Here is a 14,511-nt window from a genome sequence, read left to right on the forward strand (position 1 = left end):
AATTCAAACGCCGGCTCAATCGAATAATTCCCGGTGGCCGCCAGTTGGTCATCGGGGTTCCGTTCATCTGGCTGTTCCTGTTCTTCATGCTGCCGTTCTTCATTGTCCTGAAGATCAGCTTCGCCGAAGCGGACGTGGCCATTCCGCCGTACACCGAGATCTACACTTACGCCGAGCAGAAGCTGCAACTGCTGCTGAACCTGGGCAACTACGCGATGCTCGGCGACGACGAGCTGTACATCGCCGCCTACCTCGGCTCGCTGAAGATGGCATTTTTCAGCACGCTGCTGTGCCTGTTGATCGGTTACCCGATGGCCTACGCCATCGCCAGCGCCCGCAAAGAGCTGCAAACGGTGCTGGTGCTGCTGATCATGATGCCGACCTGGACCGCGATCCTGATCCGCGTCTATGCCTGGATGGGCATCCTCAGCAACAACGGCCTGCTCAACGGTTTCCTGATGAGCATGGGCTTGATCGACGAGCCGCTGCAGATCCTCAACACCAACCTGGCGGTGTACATCGGCGTCGTCTACTCGTACCTGCCGTTCATGATCCTGCCGCTGTACGCCAACTTGGTGAAGCACGACACCAGCCTGCTGGAGGCCGCTTCCGACCTCGGTTCGAGCACCTTCAACAGCTTCTGGAAAATCACCGTGCCGCTGTCCAAGAACGGCATCATCGCCGGCTGCATGCTGGTGTTCATCCCGGTGGTGGGCGAGTTCGTGATCCCGGAACTGCTCGGCGGTCCGGAAACCCTGATGATCGGTAAAGTGCTCTGGCAAGAGTTCTTCAACAACCGTGACTGGCCGGTGGCGTCCGCCCTGGCGGTGGTGATGCTGGCGATCCTGATCGTGCCGATCATCCTGTTCAACCGCAGTCAGGCCAAGGAAATGGAGGGTAAAGAATGAAGCGCTTCCGTTTCTCCAGCCTGATGCTGGTGCTCGGTCTGTTGTTCATCTACCTGCCGATGCTGATCCTGGTGATCTACTCGTTCAACGCCTCGAAACTGGTGACGGTGTGGGGCGGCTGGTCGGTGAAGTGGTACGTCGGCCTGCTCGACAACTCGCAACTGATGGGCTCGGTGGTGCGCTCGCTGGAAATCGCCTGCTACACCGCGATTGCCGCGGTGGCGCTGGGTACGCTGGCAGCCTTCGTGCTGACCCGCATCACTCGCTTCAAGGGCCGCACGCTGTTCGGCGGCCTGGTCACCGCGCCGTTGGTCATGCCTGAGGTGATTACCGGTCTGTCGCTGTTGCTGCTGTTCGTGGCCATGGCGCAGATGATCGGCTGGCCGCAGGAGCGTGGCATCGTCACGATCTGGATCGCTCACACCACGTTCTGTGCGGCCTATGTGGCGGTGGTGGTGTCGGCGCGTCTGCGTGAGCTGGATCTGTCGATCGAAGAAGCGGCGATGGACCTCGGTGCACGTCCGTGGAAGGTGTTCTTCCTGATCACCATCCCGATGATCGCGCCGTCGCTGGCGGCGGGCGGCATGATGTCGTTCGCCCTGTCGCTGGACGACCTGGTATTGGCGAGCTTCGTCTCCGGCCCGGGTTCGACGACCCTGCCGATGGAAGTGTTCTCGGCGGTGCGTCTGGGCGTGAAGCCGGAGATCAACGCCGTGGCCAGCCTGATTCTGCTGGCGGTATCGCTGGTGACCTTCCTGGTCTGGTTCTTCAGCCGCCGTGCCGAAGAAGCCCGCAAGAAAGCGATTCAGCAGGCCATCGAAGAGGGCGCTGCGGATTCGTGGAAGCAACCGGACGTGCGCCGGGCGCCGACGCCGGAAGCGGCTTAAGTCTGCGGATACAAAAAACCTCGCGACCGGTCACGGTCGCGAGGTTTTTTTATGCCGGTCAGGAAACCCAGGGCGACTGGCGAATCACCTCGACGAAATTCATCGGCTTGAAACCCGGTACCTGATCCTTCAGCACATCGGTCTTCACATTGCCGAACGTGGTCTGCGGACGATGACGCAAGCCGTCGGCGAACGCGCAGATGATGCATTCCTTGAAGCCCTCGCCCCGTGGATGCGCATGCACCACCGCCTCACGCTGCACCGTGGTGAATGCCGCGTAGTCCATGCCCAGCACGTCCATCTCGACGCCTGCGGTCACCAGCGCCACGGTCGGACGCAGATGCTTCGGCACCCCCGGCGTGGTGTGCAGGGCAATCGACAGCCACACCTGCTCGATGTCGTCGTCACTCAACCCGTACGGTTTTAGAAACGCGGCGGCTGCGTTGGCGCCATCCACTTCGAAACGCTCGTCATCGCTGCGATGCCCTTCGACCAGACCCAGGTCGTGGAACATCGCGCCGACGTACAGCAGCTCCGGATCGTAGGCCAGTTGCTGACGCTCACCGCTCAAGGCGCCGAACAGAAATACCCGGCGCGAGTGGTGGTAAAGCAGGTCGGATTCGATGTCGCGGATGTACTCGGTGGTGGCCCGGGCGAGGGCGCTGTCGGGGATCCGGATACCGGCGATGGTCGTGGTCATGTTGAGCTTCCTCGTCGAAAACGCCGTCACGGCGCTGATGGAGAAAGTCTGTTCCCGGGGGCCAGACCGGACAATCGATCCATGGCTGCGATCCTTGCCATTCCACCTGCAAATCGTGCCAGCTCGCTTCTGCGGCGAGGATTGGCTAGGGTTGGCGCTGATCCGCCATTCCCCGGGAGCCTTCATTGCCATGAACAGAACCGTCGCCATCGTGGTGTTCCCCGGCGTGCAGGCGCTGGACGTCAGCGGGCCGATGGACGTGTTTGCCGAGGCCAACCGCTTCCTGGCGCCGGAGGATCATTACCGGCTCGACGTGATCGGCGTCGAGCGCGGGCCGATGGCGTGTTCCAACGGGCTGACCCTGAGTGCGCATCGGCACTTCAGCGACGTGCAGGACGCTTACGACCTGCTGCTGGTGGCCGGTGGGCCGCAGTTGCCGTTCCTGGATTTCGGCGAGGCGTTCGATGTCTGGCTGCGCGAGGCCTGTGGACGGGCGCGGCGATTCGGCTCGATCTGCAATGGCGCATTCATGCTAGCCCGTGCCGGGTTGCTGGACGGGCGCACGGTCACCACCCACTGGAACGACGCCGAAGCGCTGGCGCAGTTGTGCCCGTCCAGTCGGGTCGAGGCCGATCGGTTGTACGTCGAGGACGGCCAGCTCTACACCTCGGCGGGGGTGACGGCGGGGATCGATCTGTCGCTGTACCTGTTGGCGCGTGACTACGGGGCCGAGGTCGCGCTGAGCGTGGCCAAGCGGCTGGTGGTGTTCACCCAGCGCTCGGGCGGGCAGTCGCAGTTCAGCCCGTTCCTCACGCCGCATGCCGAGCCGACGTCGGCGGTGGCGATGGTGCAGTTGTATGTGCTGGCCAATCTTACCGGCGACCTGACCATCGCCGACCTGGCGAACGCGGCGAACATGAGTGCGCGGAATTTCTCTCGGGTGTTTGCGAGGGAGGCGAAGGTCACCCCGGCGGAATTCGTCGAGCGAGCGCGGGTGGATGCGGCGCGGGTGATGCTCGAAAGCACCACGGCGCCGCTGAAGACCGTGGCGTATCAGTGCGGGTTTCGCGATGCGCAACATATGCGCAGTGTGTTCAACCGGCGGCTGGGGGTGACGCCGCAGCAGTTCCGGCTGAATTTTGCGGCGATGGTTTGAGCGGCGCTTATTGCGCCGCTCGCGCCGGCAACAGCTTCAAGGTACTGCGCGTATTCGCCGTCACCTCTTCCTCACTGAAATGCGCCTGCACATACATCCCGTCCACATACGCCTCTGCCTGATCGTCATAGTGGCTGTCGAACGGCACGCCGCTCTGGCCCACCGGGTTGATGGTCAGGCTGTGAGCCGGATCAGCGAAGTCCACCAAGCGCCGGGTCGACGGGCCGTAGGTCACCGGCCACGGCGCCGGGCCGATCTTCGCCGAGAGGTTGTTCGGCACTTCATGGGAGCCCGGTGCGGCGAAGGGGCCGACGTTGAAAATGCGATCCAGCGGCTTCTGCTGACCCAGCGGATGACCATGGGTCAGCGTATGCGCCTTGCCCCATTGCCAGCCGGAAGCGTCGTCGCCGAGGGTCGACTTCAGGTGGGCCATGCTCGCCTGCCACGCGGCGCGCACGGTGTCGACGCGGGTCTCCTTGTTCGGCGTGCTGCGGTTGTCCCACCACGGTGAATCGGCATTCGCCGCGAGCCGGGGCAGTGCCGCATCGATCACCCGGGTCGACAGCAGGGTTTCGAAGAAATCATTGCCCAGCTCATCGCGCATTGCCGCGTCGGCGAGGTTGAACAGGAACTGGTTGAACACCGTCGCACTGACCGAATCCAGCGGATAGTCGCCTTGCCACTGGGCCAGTTGCTCGATCAGCTTCTGCTCGGCGGGATTGCCCGCCACTTCACGCAGCACCGGCAGCAACGGCGCCAGCAGACGCGGACCGTAACCGGTGGTGGTGCCCAGTTGCAGCTTCTGGTTGGCCTCGTTGTCCCATTTCACGTTCTTGTCGGCGAGCTGGCGGTTGAGCTGCTGGCCACGGTCGGCGAGGTTGTAATAACCGGGAATCTCCATGCCGGTCGGCGACACGGGCTGGAAGTTGGCCGAGACGATATAGCCCCGCGCCGGGTTCTCTTCCTGCGGGTTGGCGCTGAACGGGAAGTAGCTGTCCTTGTCCGCCTGATTGCCGCTGCCGTCGAGAATGAACCCAGGCTTCACCCCGGCCGGCCGTTTGGGCAGCAGCGCCGAGGCCCACCACGCGATATCGCCCTTGGCGTTGGCGTAGACGATGTTCAGCCCCGGTGCCTGCACCTTGGCCGCTGCGGCGCGGGCCTTGGCCAGGGTGTCGGCGCGGTTGAGCTGGTAGAAACCATCGAGGATCGGGTTCGGTGTTTCCAGGAAGGCCCACCACATCGCAATCGGGGTTTTCCCGGCGGCGCTGCCGAGAGCATCGTTGATGATCGGGCCGTGGGGCGACTGGCGCAGGGTAATGGTCACCGGCGCCTGGCCTTTCACCGCAATCTGTTGCTCGGTCTTGACCATGTCGGTCCACTGGCCGCGATACCAGACCTGATCCGGGTTGTCCGGATTGACCTTCTCGGCGATCAGGTCGAGGTCATCGTTCTGGAACATGGTCAGGCTCCAGCCGAAATCCAGGTTGTGGCCGAGAAACGCGAACGGCACCAGCGCCTGATGATGACCGTAGAGTTCAAAACCCGGCGCCGACAACTGCGCCTCGTACCACACCGACGGCACCGAAAAACGAATGTGCGGATCGCCCGCCAGCAAAGGCTTGGCGCTCTTGCTGTGGCTGCCGGCGATCACCCAGGCGTTGCTGCCTTCGAACTGCGGCAGGCCGTTGTCGATCAGCGCCTGTTGGCTGACGCGGGCCAGAGTGTTCAGGTCTTTCCAGTCTTCGGCGGCGAGGACCGGTGCGCTGCTGGCGTGGCCCTTGGCGAGCACGCCCTTGGGCTGCCAGTCGAGATCGAAGACATTGAGGTAGTCGGCGCCCAGTTGATCGCGCACGTAGGTCAGCAGCGGTTCGTTGCGGAACGCGGCGGCAAAGCTGTAGGCCATGTAGCCGGCGACGCTGATGCTGTCTTCGGCGGTGAACGGCCGCTTGGGGATGCCCAGCACGTCGAACTCGACGGGGGCGGCGTGCGAGTCCTGATATTGATCGATGCCGTCCAGATAGGCTTGCAGGGCCGTCCACGCCGGCGACTGCTTGTCGAGGCCGGCCACGTAACTGGCGGCCCGCTCGCGGATGCGCAGGCTGCGGAACAACTTGTCGGTGTCGAGCAGTTTCGGCCCGAGCACTTCGGCCAGTTCGCCACGGGCGAGACGGCGCATGGCCTCCATCTGAAACAGGCGATCCTGGGCGTGCACATAACCGAGGGCGCGGTAGAGGTCGGTCTCGTTTTCCGCGCGGATGTGCGGCACACCGCGCTCGTCGTAACGCACGGTCACCGAGCCTTGCAGGTTGCGCAACTCCACCTGGCCCTGACGCGTCGGTTGCTTGCTGTAGAGGTAACCGCCGACCCCGATGGCGGGAATGACGATCAGCAACGCAAGTACGGTCAGGCCTTTTTTCATGAAAAATCTGCTCCCTGTCGTTCATATTTATATGAAGGCATTGATGCTGCTGATCTAGTTGAAGATCGCAACCGGGATTTCATAACACAGTATTTCTTGAATAGGAAGTTTCCTTCAGGTTTTCGGGAAGTGCACTACAAGTTTGTTGTTGCTGCGTTTAACGGGGCGGGCCTATAAAAGACCTCGAGAAAAAGCAGAGGAATAAAACGAATTTTGCGAATTCGATACATGGAATAACTGACATGGAGAAGTCGTATGAGTGATATTGAAAATTATCTTGGACCTCACAAGCAGACCGGGCCGGGCAGATATGAACTGGCGCCAATACCCGTCAAGGGGGTGACGCCAGTTCGATTGGGGTTTTCTCGGGAAGTTGGGGGTTGAATGAAGGGCCGCATAGAGGGACGGGCCAAGGGTCTGGAAAACTTGATCCGTTAACTCCATTCATCTGGAATGATTTGATGCAGGAGCAACAGAATGCTCAGGCATATATTGATCTTGAGTATGCTGGAGTATTCAGCAATATCGGCGCGGCATCAAATAATGAAGTAGAGAGGGCGAGGCAAGCAGCCAGTGCTGGACTTTCTGCGGCTCAGAAGGTCAAGGCTGATCAGGAAATAACCATTCAGGTTATTCATTCAAAGTTGTTGGAGTATCGGGCTCATACCGAGATCGCTTACTCGCTGTATGGACATAATCCATTTTTCCTGATGAAGGATTTGTCCTTCAAGAAGATACGAGACAGTCTGGCATTGCCGGTTCCGGATGTTTCCGTCGCCTATGCGGCCATCGACAGGGCCTATCGCTCGGCAATGGAGCTCCGGCGCCTTTCCTGGGTGATGGCCATTATCGCCAATCAACTTCCGGAACTGGCCGCAAGAAGAAGCCAGGTTGAAGCCGCGACTCAAACCACGAGGGACGCCCAGCAGATTCTTTCTGCCGAAAGGTTATCCGTGGTGAATCTGGAAACGAATATTCGCCTGCATTTCCTGCCGGGTTTTCTGGTTGAAAGAGTCGCCGCTGCAGCGGGCTCAACCGGAGGCAGTCTCTCTCAAACACTCACGAATTATAAAATCGCAGCGGACAACATTCGTGCTGTCGAGCAGGCAGCCGTCCGGCCCTATGCAATCGCCAATCCGGCGATCAACGCCCCGTTGAGCAAGCCTGAGCTCGAAGCGCTGAAGAACCTGGTCGACTTGCAGGCCACTACCGATCTGGGCAAGCGCTGGCAGGACTATCACGCTTCACTCCTGCACTCGGAAAGTGCCCGGCATATGGCAGCGGCGGCGGACGCATTTGCCGGTCTGATTGCCCGCGCCCAAGAGGCGGAGCGTCTGCAGGAGCAGATACGCATTGCCCGGGAGCTAGAGGCCCGGCATTTGCAGGAGCAGGCGCGTATAGCCGCGGAGGTTGAAGCCAGGCGTGTTGCCGAGGAACAGGCACGTATTGCCGCCGAAGCAGAGGCAAGGCGCCTTGCCGAGGAACAAGCGCGCATGGTGGCAGAAGCCATTCGCAACGCCCATACCTTCCGCGCGCCAAGTGCCGCTTCGGCGACAGGGCCGTTGTTCATGACTTCAGCTGGAGTCGTGGCAGTTGCCGAGGCTGCTGCGGCCAGTCTGCAAGCGGCGGTTCGCAGCGCCATCGCCGGGTTGGGCAGTCTTGCGGCCAGTGTCGGGGCTGGCGCGGTCGTCGGTGTTTCAGCGTTGGTCTACTCGTCGAAACTGGGCAACGGCGAATTGCCGGACCGTTACGCCTTCAGCACGCCGCTGTCGGACCTCGCGCCCGACTTCGCGCCAGATCTGCACGCCATCGCGGCGGCTGGCGGTACGGTTGACATGCCTTTCCGCGTCAGTTCAAAGACCGACGCGTACGGGCAGTCAGAGGTTTTTGTCGTCAAGACCGATGGGCGGAATATTCCGTCGGCCGTCAGGGTGGTGGCGGCTTCCTACGACACCGAACGCAACGTCTACACCGCGACCACCTCCGATGTTCCACCACGCACCCTGACGTGGACCCCGATCGTCAATCCGGGAAACAGCTCGACGACCTCACCGGCCGGGCAGCCGGATGTGCCTGCCTATACTGGGGCGACGGTAGTCCCGGTAGAGGGACGCCTCGATTCGTTCCCGGGCGTTTTCGAAGCCGGATTCGATGACTATGTTCTGGTGTTCCCGCAGGACTCCGGGCTGCCACCGAACTACACGATGTTTCGGGATCGGCGGGAGGATCCGGGTGTCGCTTCAGGTGTGGGGCAGGCGGTATCGGGCAACTGGCTCGGAAGCGCATCGCAGGGCGAAGGCGCGCCGGTGCCGGCGCAGATTGCCGATCAGTTGCGAGGGCGGGAGTTCAGGAATTTTCGGGCGTTTCGGGAGGCGTTTTGGAAGGCGGTGGCCGATGATTCTGAGCTAGTAAGTCAATTTAACAATAGTAGTGCTTTTGAAATGAAAAATGGTCGAGCACCGTTCGTTCGAAAAATTGATAGGGTGGGAGGGCAAGTGAAGTTTTAGCTTCATCATTCCGTCTATATATCTAGAGGAGGGGAGGTTATGGATGTAGATAACGTTCGAGTAGTTACTCCTAAACAGCACGGCGCGATACATTCGGAGGGGGATTGATATGAGCGCAAAAGAGTTCGAGGACTACACTGAGGAAGATTTTTTGTTGTTTGTTAAAAAAATCTATAATTCTTCGTATTCGACGGAAGAGCAGCAAATAGAAGCTGTTTTTGAGTTTGAGCGTTTAACTCAGCATCCAGATGGTTCGGATTTGATCTATTATCCTCGCGATGGTAGGGAAGATAGTCCAGAGGGAGTCGTTAAAGAAGTTAAGGAGTGGCGGGCTATCAGCGGTAGGTCAGGATTTAAAACGGAATAGGTTTTTGGCAGTGCCCTTGCTATTCGAGTAATAGTAAGGGCACTTTTTGTGTTTGAGTTTTAATTTGGAGGTATTGTCGTGTCGGTAATGAATAAGCGTGTAAGTGATCTGTTGGAATCAGATTTTTTGAGCTTTGTTACGAGGGTTTATAATAATGACTACGATACTGAGGAACAGCATATTGATGCTGTTTTAGAGTTCAAGGCCTTGAGCGAGCATCCATCCGGCTCGGATCTGATCTTTTATCCGGAGCCAGGAAAAAGTGGGCCAACAGCAGTGGTTGAAGAGGTGAAGGCGTGGCGGGCTGCCAACGGCAAGCCTGGTTTCAAAGTAGTTTAGTTTTGGAGTATGGCGAAATTCTCACTCCCCACTCAACCACGGGCAGTAGCAACCGACCGCCAACGTATGAGTCGCATTGACCGGGCGATCATCACTCAACGCTTGCAGGATCGGTTCGATAAAACTGTTGCTGGAGTTGCACGTCAGGCCTTCGCTGTACGGGCCAAAGTACGCCAGTCTGCCGCTGCGGTCCCAGATCGCCACGGCCGGGCTCGCGGGAATCTGCTCGGAGCCGGGCAGCACCGCGATGGTTTTAAGATTGCTGAGGGTGGCGGGCAACTGGCCGTGGCTGCCGGCCTTCTGCACCGCGAAGAATTCCACGCCCTTGGGGCCGAACTGTTCGACCATCTCGTTCAGGTGCTGTTGATTGCCGACGTTGCATGGGCAGGCCGGGTCCCAGAAGTGCACCAGACGGATATTGCCGGGGCCGGCGAGGTCGTCGGGCAGGCGCAACGGGTCGCCGGAAAACACAGCGGTGTGCTCGCTGAAGGCCCGCAGGTAGCGGCCCTGAAACCAGTCGTACGCGGCCCACAGCACGCCGACACACACGATGGCGAGCAGGCTGGCAAACAGTGCGGTGCGGTAGGGCGAACGCATGGTTTTGATTCCTTGAGAGCGCGCTAGCTTGCCATGCTTGCTTCTACAGATGAATATCGCAGGCCGATAAAGTCCGTTTACCGTTCTGGAATTGCCCATGTCTGTTGCCTTCGATCCCGATCATCTGCGTGCGAGCCTCAAGCCTTTGGCCGAGTGGCAGCCGTTGTCCGAGGAGGCGAAAGCGTATCAGCGGTTCTACAAGACCGACTTTCCGGAGCGTGATGTCTGGCGCGGCATGGGCCGGTTCGACATCGATGGCTATCAACTGGTCAGCCATTGCTGGTGGCCGGCGGAAACGGCCAGGGCCACGCTGTTTCTGGTGCACGGTTTTTATGATCACACCGGCCTGTACCGGCATGTGATCGAGTGGGCGCTGGATCAGGGCTTTGCGGTGATTGCCTGCGATCTGCCGGGGCATGGTCTGTCCAGTGGCGAGCGGGCGAGCATCCGCGACTTCTCCGAGTATCAGGATGCGCTGCAAGGCCTGTTCGCCGAGGCGCGTTCGATTGCACTGCCGCAGCCGTGGCATTTGTGCGGGCAAAGCACCGGCGGGGCGATCATTGTCGATCACGTGCTCAATCATGGCGAAAACAGCCCGGCGCAGGGGCAGTTGATTCTGCTGGCGCCGTTGGTGCGTCCGCGTGCCTGGGGCTGGTCGCAGTTCAGTTATTACCTGCTCAGGCCATTTGTCAGGGGCATCGCCCGGCGTTTCAGCGAGAACTCCAACGACCCGGATTTCCTGCCGTTCCTGCAGGCCGATCCGTTGCAGCCAAAACGCTTGCCGACCGCGTGGGTCGGGGCGTTGTCGCGTTGGATCAACCGGGTGGAATACGCGAAGAAAAGTCCGCGCCGGCCACTGATCGTTCAGGGCCAGGCGGACATGACCGTGGACTGGCAGCACAACCTGCAAGTGTTGAAGTGGAAGTTCGACCGGCCACAGATTCTGTTGCTGGCCGAGGCGCGGCATCACCTGGCCAATGAAACGGCGGAAATGCGCGAGGAGTATTTCGAGTTCTTGAGCAAGCGGATCAAGGGCCGCAACCCCTAGATCACTGGCTGAGGTTCGAGGTGCTCTGGCCCACGGCGAGCCCGGCGCGGATCGCTGCCAGCGCGGCCTGATAGTAGGCCTTGCCTTCGGTGGATTCGGCAAAGGTCGCGAACTCTTCCAGCTCTTCATCCGACAGGTCGCGATAGACGTAGAGCAGCGTGTTGTTCAGGTCGGCGCCGATCTGATCCATCAGGCGCTGGCGTTGACCGTTCAACATGCCCTGGGCCTGACCGCCGCCGAGCAGGCCGGGGATCATCGAGCTCAGGCTGTCCGCCGCCACGCCGGCAATCGCCAGGCTGACTTCGGCACCGGCTTCACGGGCGGGCAGGGCCTGGGCGAGGTGGCCGATGATCAGCAGGCGGCTGTCGCTGGCCGGCATCTTCGGCAGGCCCTTGGCGTTCTTTGCCAATTGATCGCGGCGGGTCGCCAGCAGTTCGGCGGCGACGATCTTCTTGCCCAGCGGTGACTGAAAGAACGACAGGGCCGGTTGCGGATCGGCAAGGTTCTTGCGCAGTTGCGCTTCGGCCCGTTGATCCACAGCCTGAGGGGCGAAGCGCTGGTTGCTGTTGTTCACCAGCGCCTGAAACACCGCCGGCGGCAGGCTGTTCTGGTAACGCTGCTGCGCGGCACTCAGGGCGTCGTTGAAATGCGCGCGTTGTTCTGGCCAGCCGGCGACCTTGTACAGCTGGTCGTGGCCGTCCGCCCAGGCGGGCAAAACGCAGAACATCAACAGTGAAAAAAGCAAACGGCGCATAAGGACTCCTGTCGGCAGCCGACTATTCTCCGTGCGGTGCCAGTACTTGTCGAGAATTCGTATCAAGCCGCCGCGTGGCTCTGTCGGATTTCTTGCCGCAGGCATACTATGCGCGCCATGCAAATATCCTCTGATCACCCGCTGCTGTTACGTATCGTCGACGACCTGGCCGAGCGCGGCTGGTCGCAGCAGAACATTTTCCTGCCTGCGGATTTGACCCGCGCACTGGCGGCCGAGTGCCGCAAACGTGACGCCGAAGGTGAACTGGCGCCGGCGGGGGTCGGACGTGGCCCGTTTACGGAGATCCGCGAGGGGATTCGTGGCGACCATATCCAATGGATCGACCCCGGTCAGGCCGAGGCCAGCGACCGCTACCTGAACCTGATGGACAGCTTGCGCGAAGCGCTCAACCGGGGCCTGTTCCTCGGTCTGGAAGACTTCGAGTGCCACTTCGCCCTGTACCCGCCGGGTGCTTTCTATCGCAAGCATGTCGACCGTTTTCGCGACGATGACCGGCGCATGGTCTCGGCGGTGATCTACCTCAATGACGGCTGGCTGCCGGAGGATGGCGGGCAACTGCGCATGTACCTGGAGCATGATCGCGTTCATGACGTGCAGCCTACGGGCGGTTGTCTGGTGGTGTTTCTCTCCGGCGAAGTCCCTCACGAAGTATTGCCAGCCAGCCGCGAGCGGCTGTCGCTGACCGGCTGGTTCCGCCGCCGTGGCAACGAGCCGTTCTGAGATGCACAGGATTCTTGTGAGCCGCTGCCTGCTGGGCCATCGCGTGCGTTACGACGGTGGGGCCAGCGGGCCGTTCGATCTGCTGGAGCAGTGGATCAGCGAAGGCCGGGTAGTGCCGCTGTGCCCGGAAGTCGCCGGTGGTTTGCCGACGCCACGAGCGGCGGCGGAAATTCCGGGCGGGCAGGGCAGCGAGGTGCTGGACGGGCACGCCTCGGTGATCACCTCCGAGGGCGAAGACGTCAGTGCGCAGTTTCTCGACGGTGCGCGGCAGGCGTTGGCGCTGGTGCAAAAGCACGGGATTCGGGTGGCGGTGCTCAAGGCCAACAGCCCGTCGTGCGGGAATCTGTTGACCTATGACGGGACGTTCAGTGGGGTGAAGGTGAGTGGCGAAGGTGTCACGGCAGCCTTGCTCAAGCACCATGGGGTGCAGGTCTTCAGCGAACTCGAGCTGCCGCAAGCCGCACAGGCCCTCAGCTTGCTCGACTAGTCACGTTCACTTCAGTTTTCCGTAGCCTGCACGCTCAACCATTTTTTCGACAACGCCTCCAGCCGCCCATCCGCCCTGATCCGCTGCAAGGCATTCTCCAGGCTCGCGTGAAACGCCGGATTGCCCTTCTGGAACGGGATCGCCAGTTCAACCGGTGGCCCGATCTTTGGTTTCTCTTCCGTCAGCGTCTGTACCAGCACCATCGGCCGGGGTTGTTCGTCCTTCTTCGCCAACAATTGCGCATTGACCTGCGTGTAAGGCTCGCTGACGTCGAAACGATCCTTGAGTTCCGGGGTCAGTGCTATGTGGTTGAGCGCGACGTCGTACTTGCCGCTTTCAACGCCCTGGAGCAGATCGGCCTCGTCGGTGACGATGAAGTCGGCGCGCACATCCAGTTCGTTGGCCAGCAGTTGCCCAAGCTCGACCTCGAACCCCGTGAGCGTGTCGCCGTCCTTGAAGTTGAAGGGCGGTGTATTAGCCTCAAGGGCTATGCGCAACTCGCCACGGTCGTTGACGTCATCAATCAGTTCGGCGTGAGCCAGAGGGCTCAGAAGGGGAAGCAGGCAGATCAGGCCAGGCAGAAAACGCATGGTCACTCCTTTGAAATCATTGTCGCGGCCTGTTTTCCAGGCTCGCTTTGCTATGGTTGTCGAGTGCCTTCGACAACGAATGGTCATGAAGTTGTCATGACCGTGCGGATTTTACGGAAAAACTGGAGAAGAAAATGAAAAGCTTTATGTCACGTGCAGCGTTGGCCGGTGTGCTGATGGGTGTTTCGGTACTGGCCAGTGCGGCCACACCGGCACCGAAGGGCGCCGAAGTGTTCATCGTTTCTCCCGAGGACGGAGCCACGGTTCCGCAGACCTTCACGGTCAAGTTCGGTGTAAAGGACATCGCGCTGGCACCGGCCGGTGACGTCACCAAGAACACTGGCCATCACCATCTGCTGATCGATGCCAAGGAAATCGTTCCGGCCGGCTCCGTCGTGCCGACCGATGCCAACCACATGCACTTCGGCAAGGCGCAGACCCAGGCCGACATCAAACTCGCGCCGGGCAAGCACACCTTGCAGCTGGAGTTGGGTGACAGCGGCCACATGGCCTTCGATCCGCCGATCGTGTCGAAGAAGATCACCGTCAACGTCGAATGACGTTTTCGCGTTGTCTAGTCCTGAAATAGGTTTACACCTGTTTCAGCCTCAAAACGCCCGATGCACCGCATCGGGTGTTTTGTATTTCAGCGACAGATGAGGCCGCTCGTTGTTATAGATCTGCACCGACTCGTCCACCATCCGGATGGCCTCTGCAAAATTTTTGGGGCGATGCAGCAATAACTCGTTTTTCAAAATCCCGTTCACACGCTCAGCCAACGCGTTTTGGTAGCAGTCGTAGCCATCGGTCATTGAGCAGGTGATGCCGTATTTGGCATGCAGCCGCTGATAAAGCTCGGAGCAGTATTGGACGCCTCTATCCGAGTGATGCACCAAACATTGCTTCGTTGTCCGCTGCTTGAGGGCTTTGTTGAACGCCTGGATCACCGATTCGGTGTGCAAGCTTTCATGGACATGGTGCCCCACGATTTTTCGGGAGTACGCATCGGTG

15 protein-coding genes and 1 pseudogene are annotated in these 14,511 nt (G+C 60.4%); 10 read left to right on the top strand and 6 right to left on the bottom strand.

Annotated features, from left to right (window positions below):
* Positions 1-26 precede the first annotated feature (26 nt).
* Both ACODTD_RS13330 and ACODTD_RS13335 read left to right on the top strand, forming a co-directional pair.
* Positions 27-908 carry an ABC transporter permease subunit gene (locus tag ACODTD_RS13330; protein WP_170844921.1) on the top strand — a complete coding sequence of 294 codons (882 nt, stop codon included), beginning with the start codon at positions 27-29 and terminating at the stop codon, positions 906-908.
* Positions 905-1,795 (top strand): ABC transporter permease subunit, encoded by an 891-nt coding sequence (locus ACODTD_RS13335; RefSeq protein ID WP_007953503.1) that lies wholly within the window; start codon positions 905-907, stop codon positions 1,793-1,795. The genes ACODTD_RS13330 and ACODTD_RS13335 overlap by 4 nt, the downstream gene beginning before the upstream one ends.
* A 58-nt stretch (positions 1,796-1,853) precedes the next feature.
* Here the strand turns inward: ACODTD_RS13335 and ACODTD_RS13340 are convergent, their stop codons facing one another.
* Positions 1,854-2,495, bottom strand: coding sequence for an HD domain-containing protein (locus ACODTD_RS13340; RefSeq protein WP_074690083.1), 642 nt, complete (start codon positions 2,493-2,495; stop codon positions 1,854-1,856).
* A gap of 190 nt (positions 2,496-2,685) precedes the next feature.
* Here ACODTD_RS13340 and ACODTD_RS13345 point away from each other — a divergent pair, with 190 nt between their 5' ends.
* A complete protein-coding gene (locus ACODTD_RS13345; protein ID WP_221615777.1) occupies positions 2,686-3,651 on the top strand; it encodes a GlxA family transcriptional regulator in 966 nt (321 codons plus the stop codon).
* A 7-nt stretch (positions 3,652-3,658) separates the two neighbouring features.
* Here the strand turns inward: ACODTD_RS13345 and ACODTD_RS13350 are convergent, their stop codons facing one another.
* Entirely contained in the window at positions 3,659-6,070 is a 2,412-nt protein-coding gene (locus ACODTD_RS13350) for a penicillin acylase family protein (RefSeq protein ID WP_489104914.1), read from the bottom strand.
* Positions 6,071-6,909: 839 nt separating this feature from the next.
* Here ACODTD_RS13350 and ACODTD_RS13355 point away from each other — a divergent pair.
* The 3 genes and pseudogenes from ACODTD_RS13355 (at position 6,910) to ACODTD_RS13365 (ending at position 9,283) form a co-directional block, all read left to right on the top strand.
* Positions 6,910-8,685: pseudogene (locus tag ACODTD_RS13355) on the top strand (S-type pyocin domain-containing protein).
* A gap of 1 nt (position 8,686) precedes the next feature.
* Positions 8,687-8,944, top strand: a complete 258-nt coding sequence (locus tag ACODTD_RS13360) for a bacteriocin immunity protein (RefSeq protein WP_011336439.1) — start codon at positions 8,687-8,689, stop codon at positions 8,942-8,944.
* Between the two features lie 87 nt (positions 8,945-9,031).
* Entirely contained in the window at positions 9,032-9,283 is a 252-nt protein-coding gene (locus ACODTD_RS13365) for a bacteriocin immunity protein (RefSeq protein ID WP_111539326.1), read from the top strand.
* A 21-nt stretch (positions 9,284-9,304) separates the two neighbouring features.
* On the opposite strand, the gene ACODTD_RS13370 is transcribed toward ACODTD_RS13365, so the two are convergent.
* Entirely contained in the window at positions 9,305-9,880 is a 576-nt protein-coding gene (locus ACODTD_RS13370; protein ID WP_489104915.1) for a DUF6436 domain-containing protein, read from the bottom strand.
* 97 nt (positions 9,881-9,977) lie between these two features.
* Between ACODTD_RS13370 and bipL the strand changes: the two genes are divergently transcribed.
* Positions 9,978-10,928, top strand: coding sequence for a phospholipase BipL (gene bipL, locus ACODTD_RS13375; RefSeq protein ID WP_236192236.1), 951 nt, complete (start codon positions 9,978-9,980; stop codon positions 10,926-10,928).
* Position 10,929: 1 nt separating this feature from the next.
* On the opposite strand, the gene ACODTD_RS13380 is transcribed toward bipL, so the two are convergent.
* Positions 10,930-11,682, bottom strand: a complete 753-nt coding sequence (locus ACODTD_RS13380; RefSeq protein WP_011336435.1) for a DUF2059 domain-containing protein — start codon at positions 11,680-11,682, stop codon at positions 10,930-10,932.
* A 108-nt stretch (positions 11,683-11,790) separates the two neighbouring features.
* On the opposite strand from ACODTD_RS13380, the gene ACODTD_RS13385 reads away from it, so the two are divergent.
* Positions 11,791-12,423, top strand: coding sequence for a 2OG-Fe(II) oxygenase (locus ACODTD_RS13385; protein WP_011336434.1), 633 nt, complete (start codon positions 11,791-11,793; stop codon positions 12,421-12,423).
* A gap of 1 nt (position 12,424) precedes the next feature.
* Entirely contained in the window at positions 12,425-12,910 is a 486-nt protein-coding gene (locus ACODTD_RS13390) for a 2-thiouracil desulfurase family protein (RefSeq protein ID WP_011336433.1), read from the top strand.
* An 11-nt stretch (positions 12,911-12,921) separates the two neighbouring features.
* Here ACODTD_RS13390 and ACODTD_RS13395 read toward each other — a convergent pair whose 3' ends face one another.
* A complete protein-coding gene (locus tag ACODTD_RS13395; RefSeq protein WP_011336432.1) occupies positions 12,922-13,500 on the bottom strand; it encodes a transporter substrate-binding domain-containing protein in 579 nt (192 codons plus the stop codon).
* A gap of 134 nt (positions 13,501-13,634) precedes the next feature.
* On the opposite strand from ACODTD_RS13395, the gene ACODTD_RS13400 reads away from it, so the two are divergent.
* Positions 13,635-14,060, top strand: a complete 426-nt coding sequence (locus tag ACODTD_RS13400) for a DUF4399 domain-containing protein (RefSeq protein ID WP_007953489.1) — start codon at positions 13,635-13,637, stop codon at positions 14,058-14,060.
* Between the two features lie 48 nt (positions 14,061-14,108).
* On the opposite strand, the gene ACODTD_RS13405 is transcribed toward ACODTD_RS13400, so the two are convergent.
* Positions 14,109-14,511, bottom strand: a 403-nt coding sequence (locus tag ACODTD_RS13405) for an integrase core domain-containing protein (protein WP_285354569.1), incomplete at its 5' end; no start/stop codon positions are given.

The organism is Pseudomonas sp. FG35 (genome assembly GCF_057809295.1).

Coding starts and splice junctions, on each gene's coding strand:
- ACODTD_RS13335 (WP_007953503.1), top strand. CDS start 905: ATGAAGCGCTTCCGTTTCTCCAGCCTGATGCTGGTGCTCGGTCTGTTG.
- ACODTD_RS13340 (WP_074690083.1), bottom strand. CDS start 2,495: ATGACCACGACCATCGCCGGTATCCGGATCCCCGACAGCGCCCTCGCC.
- ACODTD_RS13345 (WP_221615777.1), top strand. CDS start 2,686: ATGAACAGAACCGTCGCCATCGTGGTGTTCCCCGGCGTGCAGGCGCTG.
- ACODTD_RS13350 (WP_489104914.1), bottom strand. CDS start 6,070: ATGAAAAAAGGCCTGACCGTACTTGCGTTGCTGATCGTCATTCCCGCC.
- ACODTD_RS13360 (WP_011336439.1), top strand. CDS start 8,687: ATGAGCGCAAAAGAGTTCGAGGACTACACTGAGGAAGATTTTTTGTTG.
- ACODTD_RS13365 (WP_111539326.1), top strand. CDS start 9,032: ATGAATAAGCGTGTAAGTGATCTGTTGGAATCAGATTTTTTGAGCTTT.
- ACODTD_RS13370 (WP_489104915.1), bottom strand. CDS start 9,880: ATGCGTTCGCCCTACCGCACCGCACTGTTTGCCAGCCTGCTCGCCATC.
- bipL (WP_236192236.1), top strand. CDS start 9,978: ATGTCTGTTGCCTTCGATCCCGATCATCTGCGTGCGAGCCTCAAGCCT.
- ACODTD_RS13380 (WP_011336435.1), bottom strand. CDS start 11,682: ATGCGCCGTTTGCTTTTTTCACTGTTGATGTTCTGCGTTTTGCCCGCC.
- ACODTD_RS13385 (WP_011336434.1), top strand. CDS start 11,791: ATGCGCGCCATGCAAATATCCTCTGATCACCCGCTGCTGTTACGTATC.
- ACODTD_RS13390 (WP_011336433.1), top strand. CDS start 12,425: ATGCACAGGATTCTTGTGAGCCGCTGCCTGCTGGGCCATCGCGTGCGT.
- ACODTD_RS13395 (WP_011336432.1), bottom strand. CDS start 13,500: ATGCGTTTTCTGCCTGGCCTGATCTGCCTGCTTCCCCTTCTGAGCCCT.
- ACODTD_RS13400 (WP_007953489.1), top strand. CDS start 13,635: ATGAAAAGCTTTATGTCACGTGCAGCGTTGGCCGGTGTGCTGATGGGT.